We start from the raw sequence: 15,913 nt of genomic DNA, 5'->3' as shown, positions 1-15,913 counted from the left end.
TTAAATATACGGATTTTTTAGGAGCTGACAATACATTTCATTTTGGAAGAAAAAAATTTAACATTCATAGCTAAAGAGGTTTTTTTAGAAGAAGCCAAAGAAATTGAACTAATTGCCAATCGTTTGAGCAATTCTTTCAGCCAAGCTGTTCGAGAAATTTTTAACACAAACGGGAAACTTGTCGTATGCGGAATTGGGAAAAGTGCCCATATTGCAAACAAAATTGTCGCAACCCTAAACTCTACTGGTACCCCTTCTCAGTTTCTCCATGCTGCAGAAGCCATCCATGGTGATTTGGGATTGCTACAAAAAGAAGACGTTTGCTTATGTATCTCTAACAGTGGGAACACACCCGAAATAAAACTTCTTTCTCCTATCCTAAAAAATAGAGCAAAATCGCTAATCGCCATTACAGGCAACACAGAATCCGTTTTGGCAAAAACCGCTGATTATGTACTTGATGCATCCGTAAGCAAAGAAAGTGGACGCCTAAACCTAGCGCCTACAAGCAGCACAACTGCTCAACTTGTAATGGGCGATGCAATTGCAGTAGCTTTGATGGAACTTCGAAAGTTCGAAAAACAAGACTTCGCAAAATACCACCCAGGAGGGGCTTTAGGAAAAAGGCTCTTATGGCGTGTAGATAATATTGTAGATACAAGTAAAAAACCTCAAGTATCGGCAGACGCTCCGATGACAGAAGTAATTGATTCGATGACTACTGGCAAAATGGGAATTACCACCATTATCGATAAAGACAACAAAGTCCTGGGAGTTATCACCGATGGAGATTTACGTAGAATGCTTATCGAGCATCCCAACTTTCAGCATCTAAAAGCAAAGGATATTGCTACGATGCATCCTAAAAAAATAAATAAAACTGCCTTAGCTGCTACTGCCTTAGACCTTATCAGAAACAACAGTATTGGGCAAATAATTGTGGTCGACGATACCGATAAGTATTATGGAGTTTTGGATATCCATTCGATATTAGCAGAAGGAATAGAATAATGACAAAGAAAAAACAATACACAGCCGACATGTCTTTTTTGGCGCACGTAGGCGAATTAAGAGGTCATCTTGTACGATCTTGTATAGCCCTGATTTTGGCATCTATTTTTGTAGCTTTTTTTTGGGATTTCATTGTCAATGATATTATCATGGCACCCTTGAAATCGAACTTTGCTACCTTTAGATTTTTCAACTATTTAGGTGAAACATCAGGAATAGGAAAATTATATACATCCGAATTCGATATTTCTAAAGACTTAACAAACCTCGACCCATCGGGTCAAATTACTTCGCAAATTATGGCAATTCTAGTTTGCGGGTTGATTGTTGCCATTCCATATATCATTTGGGAAATTTGGCGATTTGTGAAACCAGGCCTCAATGAGAATGAAAGAAAAAGTGCCACAAGCACTGTCTTTGCGATAACCTTGTTTTTCTTGTCTGGTATATTGTTTAGCTATTATATGCTTCTTCCACTTTCTACACAATTCTTATTTTCTTACGATCCGTTCAACGTTGGCAACACCTGGACTTTACCAAAATACATCAGCTTGTTTGTACAAACCTTATTATCGATGGGGGTAATTTTCCTCCTACCAGTATTTGTTTATTTCTTTACTTCGATAGGATTGTTGACCCCAACTTTCTTAAAAACTTATCGAAAACATGCATTTGTAGTAGTTTTGGTTATTGCTGCGGCGATTACACCGAACGACATATTGAGCATGATTGTAGCCTCGATCCCTCTTTGGTTTTTATACGAATTAAGTGTAGTTGTTGCAAATAATGTATACACAAAGCAACTCAGAAAACAAGAAAAAAGTTTAACAAAGAATTAATTTACTATGCTTGCATAGTAAAATGTTTTTTGTAAATTAGCAAATAGAAATTATTAAGACAATTTTTTAAAAACAAAAAATCATAAATCGATGAAGATATTAGTTTGTATTAGTAGCGTTCCAGACACTACCGCAAAGATAAACTTCACTTCTGATGGGAAGGAGTTTGATAAAAACGGCGTGCAATTTGTAATCAACCCGCATGACGAATTTAGTTTAACCCGTGCCGTTGAATTGCAAGAAAAACAAGGGGCAACAGTGACAATCCTTACGGTAGGTGATGCAAGTGTAGAGCCTGTGATGCGCAAGGCTTTAGCCATTGGTGCAAATGACGGAATCCGTATAGATGCTGATGCGAAAGACGATTTCTTTGTAGCTACCCAAATTGCAAAAGCTGCTAAAGAAGGTGGATATGACTTGATTTTGACTGGGAAAGAATCTATAGATTACAACGGAGGTGCTGTTCCTGGTCTAGTAGCCGGAATGTTGGACTACGGTTTTGTAAACGGATGTATCGGACTAGAAGTTGAGGGCACTACTGCCAAAGTAGTTCGTGAAATCGACGGTGGGAAAGAAAAAGCGAGCGTCGCTCTACCTGCTGTAATCGCTGGACAAAAAGGAATGGTTGAAGAAAGTGCTCTTCGAATCCCGAACATGAGAGGTATTATGCAAGCAAGATCGAAACAAATCACAGTTGTTGCTGCAGAACCAACCGAAACCAAAGTAACGGTTGTTGGTTATGAAAAACCAGCTTCTCGTGGTACTGTAACTTTAGTAGACAAAGATAATGTTGCCGAATTGGTACGTTTGTTACATGAAGAAGCTAAAGTAATTTAATTCACCCTATTTATCAATTTCAAAATAAAAGAACATGCCAATATTTGTTTTCGCAGAAACCCATGATGGACACTATAAAAAAGCAGCATTAGAAGCCGTTTCATACGCCAAATCTATAGCCGACTTAGCAGGTAACACGGTAACAGCTGTTGCTTTTAACGCTACAGAATCATCGGATAAACTATATGCTCACGGTGCACAGAAAGTTGTAAAAGTTGACAACGACACACTCAAAAACTTCGATCCAAGCCTTTACGCAAAAGCCTTGGCAGAAGTAGCAAACGGAGCCGATACTTTTGTATTAGCTTCTACAAACGACTCTTCTTCTGTAGCTCCTATACTAGCACTCAAATTAAACGCTTCTTTGGTGACCAATGTAGAAAAAGCTCCTACTTCGGTTACTCCTTTCACAGTTCAAAGAAAAGCTTTCTCAGGGAAAGGAATCGAAACAGTAGCAGTAGAAGGTGCCAAAGTAATCACTGTATTACAAAACTCTTTCGGGGTTAAAGATAACGCAGTTAGCGGCACAGAAGAAACAGGAAATGTAACAGTAAATGCAGCCGATGCAAAAATTACAATAGAAAGTGTAGAACAAGCATCTTCTGAAAAAATAGACCTTTACGAAGCCGAAACCGTAGTTTCTGCTGGTCGTGGACTTAAAGGCCCAGAAAATTGGGGAATGATCGAAGAACTAGCGAACATTTTAGGTGCTGCAACCGCTTCATCTAAGCCAGTTGCGGACATAGGTTGGAGACCTCACTCAGAACACGTAGGACAAACCGGGAAAGCCATTGCACCAAATTTATACATAGCAATCGGAATCTCAGGAGCCATCCAACATTTAGCAGGAGTAAATGGATCGAAAACAATTGTTGTAATCAATAACGATCCAGAAGCACCATTCTTCAAAGCTGCTGACTATGGTATTGTAGGAGATGCCTTTGAAGTGGTACCAAAACTTATCGAAGAAGTTAAAAAACTAAAAGGAGTAAATTAATATTTACCTATAGTAATCTTATCCGAATTGACCGAAAAGTTGATTCGGATTTTTTTATTTTTTTCAATAATTCATAAGATTTTGTTAGTTTTACCATCCAATGGATAATTTAGTTAAACTCAATATTAAAGGAATCTCTTATAGCCAAACACAAACAGGAGCTTATGCTCTTATTTTGGAAGAAGAATTCGGAGGACGTAAACTCCCTATCATCATCGGAAGTTTTGAGGCTCAATCTATTGCATTAGCTTTAGAAAAAGACATTGCACCGCCAAGACCACTCACACATGATCTTTTTGTGAGCTTGGGAGAACAATTCAAGTTTTCTGTAAAATCGGTTTATATCTATAAATTAGAAGATGGCGTATTTTATTCGAAAATAGTTTTTATAGATTTCACAGGACAAATAGCCGAAATCGACTCACGCACCTCAGACGCCATTGCTATTGCTATTCGTTTCTTTGCCCCTATTTATGCCTACCAAGACGTTGTAGAAAAAGCAGGGATCCATTTAGAAGTTATCCAAGAAGAACAAGATAGCATCAACCAAGCTATGCAAAAAATAGAAGAGGAAGTAAAAGCAATGAATGATTTATCCGACTATTCAGAATGGACAACTGAAGAATTAGAAGAAGAAATGAAAAAAGCAGTAATGGAAGAAAATTACGAACTTGCTGCTCAACTTCGAGACGAACTCGACAAACGTACAAACTAAAACACACATTTTATTTTATATGTCTATAAAATTAAGACTAACAATCATGAATTTCCTAGAATTTGCAGTGTGGGGAGCATACCTCACCTCTATGGGAAATTATTTGGGATCTGTAGGCTTAGGCTCGAAAATTGGGCTATTCTACGCAATGCAAGGAATCGTTTCTATCTTCATGCCTGCAATTATGGGAATTATTGCCGACAGATGGATACCTGTTCAGCGGCTTTTAGGCCTCAACCATCTCTTGGCTGCTATCTTTATCATTGCAGCAGGATATTATGGCCATATCGCCGGTGAAACTGTAGATTTTGCCACCATCTTCACGCTCTACTCATTTAGTGTTGCCTTCTTTATGCCGACCATTGCACTCTCCAATTCAACAGCATACAGTATTTTAAAACAAAACAAGCTTAACACCATAAAAGCCTTTCCACCAATCAGAACCTTTGGTACAGTAGGGTTTATTTGTGCAATGTTGTTTGTTAATTTTATCGGATTTGATAATGGACGTTTAGGCTTTAATTTTTCGAGTGATCCAAACTTTATCAGTTTCCAATCTAATTATTATCAATTTTATGTTTCGGGTATAATAGGTATAATATTATTTCTCTATAGTTTCACCTTACCGAACTGCCCAATCAGTGAAAAAACAGAAAAACAATCCTTTTCGGATGCGTTCGGTTTCAAAGCCTTCGCCTTATTCAGAGATAAAAAAATGGCCATATTTTTCATCTTCTCGATGCTATTAGGCGTTTCTTTACAAATCACCAATGGGTATGCCAATCCATTTATCACAAGCTTCAAATCTATACCAGAATATGCCAACACCTGGGGAGCAAACAATGCCAATGCATTGATTTCACTCTCTCAAATCTCTGAAACGCTTTGTATTCTCCTTATCCCTTTTGTATTGAGAAAATTCGGAATCAAAATCGTCATGTTAATGGCCATGGTAGGATGGGTTCTGCGCTTCGGGTTATTTGGGCTTGGAGATCCAGGTTCGGGCGTTTGGATGTTTATTCTTTCGATGATCGTTTACGGAATTGCTTTTGACTTTTTCAATGTTTCGGGTTCACTGTATGTCGATAACGAAACCGACGAAAAGATACGCTCTTCGGCACAAGGTGTCTTTATGATGATGACCAATGGTTTTGGTGCTACAATAGGGATGTTGGCCGCTCAATACGTTGTTAATCATTATGTTTATAACCAAACCGATCTTTTGGCTCAACTGCACGGTTGGCAAATGTCATGGTTTATTTTTGCTGGTTATGCACTAATTGTTACCATTCTTTTTGCCATTATTTTTAAGCACAAGCATGATCCGAAAGAAGTGGAAAAAATAATTCGTTAATATTACTTTCTATCAGAATAATACCAACACAAAAACTTCAGCCTAAGGCTGAAGTTTTTTATCTTCTTAGATATTCTACAAAATCATAACTATAAAGATGTTTATCATCTTTTAGATGATGTTCACGGTCTACTTCTACCCATTTTTCATCATCAATTTCTGGGAAAAATGTATCCCCTTCAAATTCGTGATGCACTTCGGTGAGATAGATTTTATCGGCAAACTCCATTGCTTGGCGATAAATTTCTCCACCACCAATCACGTAAAGATCCTCATCCAACTTATAGCCTTTTTCTATAGCTTCTCGCAACGAATGAACGACCTGTATTCCATCTGCAGAGTAATTGCGGTCTCGCGAAATCACAATATTTACTCGGTTGGGTAAAGGTCTACCAATTGATTCGAATGTTTTCCTACCCATAATTATCGGATGTCCGGTAGTGATTTTCTTGAAATGTAGAAAATCTTTTGGTAAATGCCAAAGCATCTGATTCCCCTTCCCTATCGCATGATTACTTGCAATTGCGACTACGAGATGTAGCATAAGCAGATTATTTTTTTATTAAAATATAATGAACCTCGCCGTTGCTTACTTTTGGGTTTCCGTTTTTGTCTACTTCGATCAGCTTATCGCCTTCTATTCGGAAAGCATTTGGACCATCTGAAATATTGCCCAACAATAGGGTTTTACCATCATCTTTCAGATCATAAACCCCCGTTGTTATTAGAACTTCACCTGTTTTATCGTCTTTGGTTTGATATATATAACTTTCGTCCGGATTCAGAGTTATGGTATAGGTAATCGAATTAGAAGAATTTCCAAGTTTTCCTTGGAATTTTTCACTTTCTGCTGGTTGTTCTGCTAATGGCTGAACAGAATCTTGCTTGATCGAATCTACAGTTTCTGTTACGATCGGGGTTTCTTGAACCGAATTTTCTTTCTTTTCGCAAGCTACTAAAAGAATTAATAAAGCAGAAAGACCGAAAATAGTATTTTTTTTCATAATTTTTCTTTTGATAAAGGTACGGATTGTAAACAAAAAAATCCCTTTTATATGAAAAGGGATTAGAATTTTGTTGTTTATTTTCTTAGAAAATTTCTTTCTTTGCGAAATGAAAGGCAGCTTCAATCGCAGCATTCTCATCACTATCAGAACCGTGAACAGCGTTCGCATCGATTGACTCTGCGTATTTGTTACGGATTGTTCCTTCAGCAGCTTCTTTCGGATTCGTTGCTCCGATCAATGTGCGGAAATCTTCTACTGCGTTTTCTTTTTCTAGAACTGCTGCTACGATTGGGCCCGATGTCATGAATTCTACCAACTCACCAAAGAAAGGTCTCTCTTTGTGTATTGCATAAAAAGCTTCTGCATCTTGCTTCGCTAATTGAGTCATTTTCATTGCTTTGATTGTGAAGCCTGCATCGGTAATATCTTTTAAAATATCACCAATATGCCCTTTTGCTACTGCATCGGGCTTGATCATGGTAAAGGTAATGTTTGCCATTTGTTTCTAATTATCGATTTTCCTTAATTGGATTGCAAAATTAAACATTAATCTGCGAAAATCATAAAGATTTGCTCGATTATCGAGCAAATCTTTTAGCAGTATCTTATATTCTATGTATTATACTTTATTTATTGTAAAGAAATTCCGCTTTCTGCTTGGGTTTTGTTTTGTTGCACTTCTTTTCGTGTACGCACTTTCCCGCCAAAATTATAAGTAAATCCTACGTAGAAGGTCTGAGATTCCCACTGGAATTGTCCTGTTCCCACGTAAGGTGATGTCATATCAAATTGTGCTTTCATGGTATCTAAAACATCATTCATTCTTGCACTAAGACTTGCTCGACCGTCGATAAAGCTATATCGTACTCCTAAATCCATTCGCCACATTTCGTGCATTTTTCCCTGGAAATTTTCGAAAGGTCCTTGATAAAAAGCAAAATGCTGTATACTAAAGTTTTTGGACAAAGTGAACGTATTGCTCATACGTGCAGTGAAACGGTTGGTGCGCATGTCTTCTAATTCTCCTTTCAAATTGGTATTGAAAAAGTTCATCGATGTCCAATCTCCGGCTACAAAAGTAGAAAACCATTTAGCCAAACGATAATTGAAACTAGCCTCGAAACCATATTCATTCGTCTTACTATAATTTTCTGCGGTCTGAATTACTTGACCTTCTTTGTCTGGATTATTCTTCATACTAAACATGATATTGTCTTTGGTATGACGATAAAATGCATTGGCAGAAACTGATCCTTTTTTCAGTTGTTGTAATAATCCCAACTCGAAAGCATCGGTATATTCTGGTTTCAGTTCTGGATTTCCTTGATGCGTCATCAAAGGTGAAGACCAGCGTCTAACTGGCGTTAGTTGATAGATTCCGGGACGCGTAATTCTACGGCTATAGTTTGCAGTCAATTGCCCACGATCGGTAATATCATACGTTAAGAAAGCTGATGGAAACAGATCGAAATAGTCTTTTTTGTAATTGCCTTCTACATCGGGATTCACACTATACGCAGCATCGTCTTCGGTTTGCTCACCTCGTAGCCCTACTTGCATACCAAATTTTCCGAATTTTTGTTTGTAATTTAAATACACTGAATAAAAATTACGTGTAAAGTCGAACATTGCACCTTCGTTTACCGCATTTCCTTGAGAGTCGAAAATAGGGTTGTGATTGATGTCAATCATTTGTTTACTCGACGAAAAGGTATTGTCTTTTTTTTCTTGACGGAACTGAATTCCTGCTTCTATTTTTCCTCCATCTATGATTTGATTTTCGTAATCTAAATTGATACGTAGATTCGAATTGTCATCTTTTCTTGCCTCATGATAAGATAATGGACGTTCGTATTGGTCGGTCATTAGACGGTTGTCTGGAGTTTTCGAGTTTGAGTAAAAAGCATCCAAAACAATGTTGTGATTTTCTTTATCGAAATCATGCTTCAAATTCAGACTATAATCACCTGCTGTAAACTTCGACTTGATATCCGAAACATTTAGATATTTTTGTCCTCCACTCAAAATATAGCTGTCAAAGTTTCCGTCCCATTTATTATCGTATTGATTGGTATAAATAGTTAGGGCTGTTTTATCACTGATAAACCAATCGAACCCAAATTTATAATTAATGTTTTTTGCTCGGTTGTAGATATAAAAATCTTGGATTTCGTTAACGGTTTGGTTGGTCATACTACCTTCGTTCCATGAAGGACTGTGGTTGTAATTAAAATTCCCAAAAAAATTGAAGCTACCAACGTTCAGGTTTGCATTCACCGCAGACGTATGGCGTGTTTTTTCGCCGTGTTCTACACCCAAATTCAGGCCTATATTGTAGCCTTTATTCTTTTGTTTAATAGTAATGATATTGATAATTCCAGACTTTCCATCTGCCTCATATTTTGCCGAAGGATTGGTAATGATTTCTACTCTCTGGATCTGATTAGAGGGTAATTGTTTCAATAATTCAGCCGCCGAAAGAGAAGAAGGTTTCCCGTCGAGATAAACATTTACATTTTCGTTACCGCGTAGAGAAATATTCCCCGTTTGTTGATCTACATTCACCGAAGGAATATTATTGAGTACTGCGACAGCTGTTGCTCCGGCACTTACCAAATCGTTCCCTACTTCAACCACGCGCTTATCAATCTCATTACGGTACTGCGAAACTTGTGCACGCACAAAAGCTCCTTTCAGCTCTATGGTAGAGCCGACTTGCTGTATCAAAGTTATTTGCCCCATTGCAAACTGCCCGTCTTTTACCTCTACCGTACGTTCGATTGGTTGATAACCAAACTCTATTATTTTCACTTTGTACTTCCCATCTGCTATCTCTTCGATCGTGAAAGTTCCGTTTTCATCAGAATCAGCTTCTGTAATAAACTCACCCGTTATTGGGTCGAATACACTCACATTAACCAATGGTAAATTTTCTGTTTTTTCATTCTGGATTTGACCTGTAATCTTCCCTTCACCCTGTTGTGCGTATCCATAAAAAGACAACATTGTAAATGCAAATACCAGCGATAGTTTCCTTAGTTTCATGTAATTAAAAAATTGTTTTGTTTATTAACCTCTCAATGCCCTAACAAATCGTAATTGTGATTTGTTTTCATCGTATTAGACGCTGCTAAGAGATAAATGTTACAATGACTTAAAAAAACAAAAAAAAATTCACTCTTTTTATCAAACAAGTTTGTTATTTTTGTTAACAAAAGTATAAGATATTGAAATCAATAGTTATTTTGGGAGCAGGCAATGTTGCTTTCCATCTTACCCGAGCCTTGATAGAAAACACTTTCAATGTTCGACAAATATTCAACCGAACCCTAGAAAATGCCCGAGAAATTGGTGAAGCGCATCGTATACCTTACACCGATAAAATCTCTGAATTAGAAAAAGCAGAGCTTTATATCATTGCATGTGCCGATTCTGGTATAGAAGAATTTTCACATTACATACCGTTCGACGATACATTGGTAGTACACACCTCTGGTTCATCGCCGGTTAATGTATTGAAAGGTGATTACCGAAAGGGCGTGATTTATCCGTTGCAAACTTTCTCAAAAGATAGAAAACTTCGGTACGATGAAATTCCGTTTTTTGTAGAAGCAGACGACAAAGCAGACGAAGAAGCATTGTACAAGTTGTGTTCTAAAATTTCGAACGAAGTTCATGTTCTTCCACACGCAAAGAGAATGCAAGTTCAAATGTGTGGTGTTTGGGCAAATAATTTTGTGAATCATCTTTTTTATATTGCCAATGAAATTTGCAGAGAAAACGACTTACCGTTTGATGTTCTTCGACCTTTGATCAAAGAGACTGCCTCTAAAATAGAAACTCTTGCACCGTATGATGCACAAACAGGACCTGCAAAAAGAGGAGACGATGTCATTATCAATCGTCATTTAGATTTATTACAAAACGACTCTCGTTTATTAGAAATCTATCAAGTGCTCACCAAATCAATCAAAAGAACTTATGACAGAGATTAGCTACAAAGAAAAGTTAAACCATATCAAGACCATTATCCTCGATGTAGATGGTGTACTAACAGACGGCTCACTGATTCTTTTACCTACAGGAGAAATGGTAAGAACCATGAATACACGCGACGGCTACGCTATAAAACTGGCTATAGAAAAAGGCATAAAAATAGCGGTTATTTCTGGCGGACATGACCTGGCAGTTGTTCAACGTCTAAAATATCTAGGACTAACGGATATTTATACCAAAGCGATTGACAAAACAGAAGCATTCAATGATTTACTTTTTAGTTATGGTCTACAAAAAAATGAAATCGCCTATATGGGCGATGATTATCCGGATATCGAAGTGATGAAATTGGTAGGATTATCCTGTTGCCCCAATGATGCTTGCATGGATGTACGCCGTGTTGCCGAATATATATCACCCGAAAATGGTGGAAAAGGTTGCGTTCGCGACTTAATCGAACAGATTCTAAAAGCTCAAAATCTTTGGTACGAAAACGATTCTCATGTCACATCCGATTGATACAAAAAGTTTCAACCTAATCTTAGGTTCTCAATCACCAAGAAGAAAAGCCCTTTTGCAGGAAATGGGTTTTTCTTTTTCGTGCATTAGTCTTGATATCGATGAACAATTCGATCGAGAAAAATACAAAGCTGCAGAAATTACCGATCATCTTGCCAGAAAAAAAGCAAACGCTTATCCCGATTTACAAGCAAGAGATATTTTGATAACATCAGACACCACGGTTTGGGTAAATAATCAGTCATTGGAAAAAGCATCATCAGAAAAAGAAGCCATCGAAATGATACGCTCATTGTCCAACCAAAAACATTCAGTCTATACTTCTGTATGTATTAAAAGTATACATCAAGAAATAACTTTTTCAGATGAAACGAAAGTTTATTTTCGGACCATAACAGACGAAGAAATTACGTATTATGTACAGAACTATCGACCGTACGACAAGGCAGGTGCTTATGGCATACAAGAATGGATAGGATTGATTGGAATAGAAAAAATAGAAGGTAATTATTTTACTGTTATGGGTTTACCAACCACCCTACTCTACCATGAACTGAAACAATTTGTAGAGCAGGAAAGTCTTTATTATAACACTTAATACAAAGCCCGCAACATGGAAGAAAATGTACTTTTTGCATTGGCACTTACCCTGATTGCTGGCTTATGTACAGGTATCGGAAGCTTATTGAGTATTGTATACCAACGTTTCAACCCAAAATTTCTTTGTCTAGCCCTCGCCTTTTCTGCCGGTGTAATGATCTATGTCTCTTTTGTAGAAATCCTAGGAAAAGCCCGAAGCTCTCTCATGTCTCTCTATGATGTGAAAACAGCAAGCATCTACACCACCCTTGGTTTCTTTGCCGGGATAGCTTTTATTGCTGTCCTTGATCGGTTTTTACCAGAAAATCGACTTCCCAAAAATAATGGTAAAGAAAACGAAAACGATAAACTTATGCGTATGGGACTTTTTGCAGCCTTGGCCTTGGGCTTGCACAATTTCCCCGAAGGTTTGGCAACTTTTATGGGGGCAATAGCCGACCCTGCATATGGAGTCGGGATTACCGTAGCAATCGCAATTCATAATATCCCCGAAGGTATTGCCGTAGCAGTGCCAATTTTTTATGCCACAAAAAGTAGAAAAAAAGCTTTCACTTACTCATTTCTTTCTGGTTTGGCAGAACCAGCTGGCGCCTTGGTAGGTTATTTTATTTTGAAGAATTTAATGGATGACTATTTTTTTGGCTTGATCTTTTCGAGTGTTGCCGGAATCATGGTTTATATCTCACTTAGCGAACTAATCCCTACAGCAAACGAATACGGAAATCAACGATTGACGCTTTGGGGAATAATTGGCGGGATGCTCCTTATGGCTTCAAGTCTTATTTTACTAATGTAAAAATACAAACGTAAAAAAAGCAGCTCAGTGATACTGAGCTGCTTTTGTACTCCCTAGGGGAATCGAACCCCTCTTTTCAGAATGAAAATCTGATGTCCTAACCGATAGACGAAGGGAGCATCCTTGTTGTAATTCGATTGCAAAAATAACAACTTTTTTCTAATTACCAAACATTTTTATGTTTTTTTTATTTTTCCTTTAAACCAATGTTGTTTAAAAATCGAATTTGCTCGAACTCCACTATCCTATTGACATCAGAACAAAATAAATTTCATACGATAATCAATTACTATTTCTTAAAATGTTTAAAAACCTATTTTTTTTAGAAGTTTAAGAAGATAAATCAAATCATTTTACCCGATGATGAGTTAGATTTGTCTGTATTAGGATCTGGAAAATCACTTCTAATCAACTACCCTCTTACGAATCTGGTGTTGGATTTTTTTTAGTTCGGACACCCCTTAGAAATTTTTGGGTTAGTTCTGATAGCGGAGGCTATATAATGGGTATAGAATATAAAAGCTTCCCAAAAATTGCATTCATTTTTTTAGGGAAATATCCATCTTTTGATGGAAGTTTGTATTGATTTTTTTATTCCTCGTGTAATTTCTTCCAAAGAAGGTCTTTCAGTTCGGTTAAACCAAGATGTGCCACTGCCGAAATAAAAACAGTTTCTATATCAATCGGGAGTTGTTTTTTGATTTGAGCTTTCAACTCATCATCCAACATATCACTTTTAGAAATAGCCAATACACGTGATTTATCCAACAATTCGGGATTGTATTTTTTCAGTTCATTAACAAGAATATCATACTCTTTTTGATAATCATCGGCATCGGCCGGAATCAAAAACAACAAAGTAGAATTTCGTTCGATATGTCTCAAGAAACGATGTCCAAGTCCTTTTCCTTCGGCCGCACCTTCTATAATTCCAGGAATATCGGCCATGATAAATGATTGATGATCACGGTAATTTACAATCCCTAAATTCGGTGTCAAGGTCGTAAAAGCATAGTCGCCAATTTTAGGCTTAGCTGCGGTAATTACCGATAACAAAGTAGATTTTCCAGCATTCGGAAAACCAACTAAACCAACATCGGCCAAAACCTTCAGTTCTAAAGTAATCCATCCTTCTTGCCCTTCTAGGCCTGGTTGTGCATAACGCGGAGTTTGTCTTGTTGCTGAACGAAAATGCCAGTTTCCCAAACCTCCTTTCCCACCTCGCATCAGGATTATTTGTTGCTGATCTTCTGTAATTTCACCAATCACATTTCCCTGTTCGTCTTTGGCAATTGTCCCAATGGGCACTTCGAGGTAAATATCTTTCCCATCTTTTCCGGTAGAACGCGATGCCCCTCCATTTCCGCCTCGCTCGGCACGAAAATGTTTTTGGAATTTATACTCTAACAAGGTCCATAGATTTCGGTTTCCTTGTAGGATGATATGACCACCACGGCCACCATCGCCACCATCTGGACCACCTTTATCGATGTATTTTTCTCGATGCAAATGTGCTGATCCGGCTCCTCCGTGTCCACTTGTACAATGTATTTTTACATAATCAACAAAATTCGTCTGCATAGTTTTTCCTTGTATAGCTAATTTGCAAAGATACAAGAACTCTATTGGATTATAAAACGAAAATTTTACTAAATATCCGCCTTTGATTGATTATTTTTGTAGCTATGTACGATATTATCAAATCTTTTCTATTTAGAAAAGAACCCGAAGCGGCTCATTATTTTGTGATGAATAATCTGAAACGATGGAAAAACTTTCCTTTGGTTCAGACACTACTTCAATCAACTCTACAAACTTCATCCAACCAAAAGCCAATTCATGTGATGGGTTTAGATTTTATAAATCCTGTTGGCATTGCAGCTGGCTTTGATAAGAATGCAGAGTATATTGAAGAGCTGGCTCTTTTAGGGTTTGGGTATGTTGAAATAGGGACGGTAACGCCTTTGCCACAACCCGGAAATCCTGCGCCACGATTGATGCGTTTACGTAAAGATAAAGCACTGATTAACCGAATGGGCTTCAACAACAATGGAGTAGATTATGCGGTAGAACAACTAAAGAAAACCAAACGAAATCGGTTGATTGTTGGTGGCAATATCGGCAAAAATAAAATTACCCCGAACGATAAAGCGGTAGAGGATTATCTTATCTGTTTCAGGAAATTATTTGATTATGTTGATTACTTTGTAGTGAATGTGAGTTCGCCCAATACGCCTGGTTTACGAGAATTACAAGAAAAAGAACCCTTACTGTATATATTGCAAACCCTACAAAAAGAAAACGAACAAAAGAATAAACCAAAGCCTATTCTCCTAAAAATTGCTCCTGATTTATCTACCGATCAGTTGGATGATATTATCGAAATCGTAGAACAAGCCAATATTGCAGGTATTGTAGCTACCAATACGACACTTTCTCGTGATGGCCTTGTATCAGAGCAAGAATTAACCCAAGAAATTGGCGGTTTGAGTGGTAGACCTCTGATGGAAAAATCGACTGAAGTACTTCAATATCTTCATACCAAAATACAAAAAGACAAAGTATTGATTGGTGTTGGAGGAATCCATACTGCGAAAGATGCAATCTGCAAACAAGAAGCTGGAGCATCTTTGGTACAATTATACACGGGTTTTATTTATGAAGGACCACAATTGATACAATCTATAAAAAAAGCCTGGATTTCTACCCAAAAATAAGAAAGAAAAGAGCAAGTCTATAAGCCGGATTCTGTACTTTGCTTGGTATGATAACTAAACAAAGCCTTTGTCATTTATCTACTATTTTGGTTACCCAAAACATGAAGCTGCCTACCCCCCAACAACGCACGAGCAGCACTTAACTGTTGGTATACATGGCATTTCACCGCATAGAGTTTACCTGTTTTCACTACAGCCGAACTGTACTTGCTTTCTGTTGCACTTGTCCTCGCCTTTCGACGGACGGATGTTATCCGCTATGCTTGCCCTTTGGTGTCCGGACTTTCCTCTCCGATTTTCATCGCAGCGACAAAGCGACTTGCTCGGTACAAAGGTAGATAGTTTTTTGATTATAATTTTGATTATACAAAAGATATCTTCCCTAAAAAATTCTGTTTATAAATAATAATTGATCGGTTACAATAGTACAGGAAAACATGATTTTAGTTATATTATTTATATTTATTCTAAATAAAATTAGTTATTTTGTTAAACGCTTCTTAATTTTGTTACCCATTTAGAAGC

At 37.4% G+C, this 15,913-nt stretch carries 16 protein-coding genes, 1 tRNA gene and 1 other RNA gene; 11 read left to right on the top strand and 7 right to left on the bottom strand.

Annotated features, from left to right (window positions below):
- The first annotated feature begins 42 nt into the window (after positions 1-42).
- The 6 genes from HMPREF2660_RS05480 to HMPREF2660_RS05455 all read left to right on the top strand — a co-directional run bounded on the left by HMPREF2660_RS05480 (position 43) and on the right by HMPREF2660_RS05455 (position 5,753).
- A complete protein-coding gene (locus tag HMPREF2660_RS05480) occupies positions 43-1,011 on the top strand; it encodes a KpsF/GutQ family sugar-phosphate isomerase (RefSeq protein ID WP_070485990.1) in 969 nt (322 codons plus the stop codon).
- Positions 1,011-1,850 (top strand): twin-arginine translocase subunit TatC, encoded by an 840-nt coding sequence (gene tatC, locus HMPREF2660_RS05475; RefSeq protein WP_013597745.1) that lies wholly within the window; start codon positions 1,011-1,013, stop codon positions 1,848-1,850. The genes HMPREF2660_RS05480 and tatC overlap by 1 nt, the downstream gene beginning before the upstream one ends.
- A gap of 90 nt (positions 1,851-1,940) precedes the next feature.
- Entirely contained in the window at positions 1,941-2,687 is a 747-nt protein-coding gene (locus tag HMPREF2660_RS05470; protein WP_013597746.1) for an electron transfer flavoprotein subunit beta/FixA family protein, read from the top strand.
- A 34-nt stretch (positions 2,688-2,721) separates the two neighbouring features.
- Complete coding sequence (locus HMPREF2660_RS05465) at positions 2,722-3,684, top strand: electron transfer flavoprotein subunit alpha/FixB family protein (RefSeq protein WP_013597747.1); 963 nt, start codon at positions 2,722-2,724, stop codon at positions 3,682-3,684.
- A gap of 100 nt (positions 3,685-3,784) precedes the next feature.
- Complete coding sequence (locus tag HMPREF2660_RS05460; protein ID WP_013597748.1) at positions 3,785-4,399, top strand: bifunctional nuclease family protein; 615 nt, start codon at positions 3,785-3,787, stop codon at positions 4,397-4,399.
- A 19-nt stretch (positions 4,400-4,418) separates the two neighbouring features.
- Positions 4,419-5,753 carry an MFS transporter gene (locus HMPREF2660_RS05455; protein WP_070485988.1) on the top strand — a complete coding sequence of 445 codons (1,335 nt, stop codon included), beginning with the start codon at positions 4,419-4,421 and terminating at the stop codon, positions 5,751-5,753.
- Positions 5,754-5,811: 58 nt separating this feature from the next.
- On the opposite strand, the gene HMPREF2660_RS05450 is transcribed toward HMPREF2660_RS05455, so the two are convergent.
- From HMPREF2660_RS05450 to HMPREF2660_RS05435, 4 genes are all read right to left on the bottom strand, one after another.
- Positions 5,812-6,297, bottom strand: coding sequence for a dihydrofolate reductase (locus HMPREF2660_RS05450; protein WP_013597750.1), 486 nt, complete (start codon positions 6,295-6,297; stop codon positions 5,812-5,814).
- Positions 6,298-6,304: 7 nt separating this feature from the next.
- Complete coding sequence (locus HMPREF2660_RS05445) at positions 6,305-6,757, bottom strand: copper resistance protein NlpE N-terminal domain-containing protein (RefSeq protein ID WP_070485986.1); 453 nt, start codon at positions 6,755-6,757, stop codon at positions 6,305-6,307.
- 85 nt (positions 6,758-6,842) lie between these two features.
- Entirely contained in the window at positions 6,843-7,259 is a 417-nt protein-coding gene (locus HMPREF2660_RS05440; RefSeq protein WP_013597752.1) for a nucleoside-diphosphate kinase, read from the bottom strand.
- A 131-nt stretch (positions 7,260-7,390) separates the two neighbouring features.
- Positions 7,391-9,805, bottom strand: coding sequence for a TonB-dependent receptor (locus tag HMPREF2660_RS05435; protein WP_070485985.1), 2,415 nt, complete (start codon positions 9,803-9,805; stop codon positions 7,391-7,393).
- Between the two features lie 182 nt (positions 9,806-9,987).
- Here HMPREF2660_RS05435 and HMPREF2660_RS05430 point away from each other — a divergent pair, with 182 nt between their 5' ends.
- The 4 genes from HMPREF2660_RS05430 to zupT are packed head-to-tail and all read left to right on the top strand — an operon-like array spanning position 9,988 to position 12,671.
- Entirely contained in the window at positions 9,988-10,755 is a 768-nt protein-coding gene (locus HMPREF2660_RS05430) for a Rossmann-like and DUF2520 domain-containing protein (protein WP_070485983.1), read from the top strand.
- Positions 10,742-11,275 carry a KdsC family phosphatase gene (locus tag HMPREF2660_RS05425; RefSeq protein WP_070485981.1) on the top strand — a complete coding sequence of 178 codons (534 nt, stop codon included), beginning with the start codon at positions 10,742-10,744 and terminating at the stop codon, positions 11,273-11,275. The genes HMPREF2660_RS05430 and HMPREF2660_RS05425 overlap by 14 nt, the downstream gene beginning before the upstream one ends.
- Positions 11,259-11,873 carry a Maf family nucleotide pyrophosphatase gene (locus HMPREF2660_RS05420; RefSeq protein WP_070485979.1) on the top strand — a complete coding sequence of 205 codons (615 nt, stop codon included), beginning with the start codon at positions 11,259-11,261 and terminating at the stop codon, positions 11,871-11,873. The genes HMPREF2660_RS05425 and HMPREF2660_RS05420 overlap by 17 nt, the downstream gene beginning before the upstream one ends.
- Before the next feature lie 15 nt (positions 11,874-11,888).
- On the top strand, positions 11,889-12,671 hold the full coding sequence (gene zupT / locus HMPREF2660_RS05415; protein WP_013597757.1) for a zinc transporter ZupT: 783 nt from the start codon (positions 11,889-11,891) through the stop codon (positions 12,669-12,671).
- Between the two features lie 47 nt (positions 12,672-12,718).
- Here zupT and HMPREF2660_RS05410 read toward each other — a convergent pair.
- Positions 12,719-12,790, bottom strand: a tRNA-Glu gene (locus HMPREF2660_RS05410).
- A 472-nt stretch (positions 12,791-13,262) separates the two neighbouring features.
- The gene (gene obgE, locus HMPREF2660_RS05405) at positions 13,263-14,252 is read right to left on the bottom strand and encodes a GTPase ObgE (RefSeq protein WP_013597758.1); all 990 of its coding nucleotides are present in this window, start codon (positions 14,250-14,252) and stop codon (positions 13,263-13,265) included.
- A 104-nt stretch (positions 14,253-14,356) separates the two neighbouring features.
- Here obgE and HMPREF2660_RS05400 point away from each other — a divergent pair, with 104 nt between their 5' ends.
- Positions 14,357-15,388 (top strand): quinone-dependent dihydroorotate dehydrogenase, encoded by a 1,032-nt coding sequence (locus HMPREF2660_RS05400; protein WP_013597759.1) that lies wholly within the window; start codon positions 14,357-14,359, stop codon positions 15,386-15,388.
- Between the two features lie 4 nt (positions 15,389-15,392).
- On the opposite strand, the gene rnpB is transcribed toward HMPREF2660_RS05400, so the two are convergent.
- Positions 15,393-15,714, bottom strand: an RNA gene (gene rnpB / locus HMPREF2660_RS05395) — RNase P RNA component class A.
- Positions 15,715-15,913: the final 199 nt, after the last annotated feature.

This window comes from Weeksella sp. HMSC059D05, from assembly GCF_001809725.1.
GTDB classification, from domain to species: domain Bacteria; phylum Bacteroidota; class Bacteroidia; order Flavobacteriales; family Weeksellaceae; genus Weeksella; species Weeksella virosa.
The sequence above is the reverse complement of the archived record's forward strand: the minus strand, read 5'-3'. Positions and strand labels throughout refer to the sequence as shown.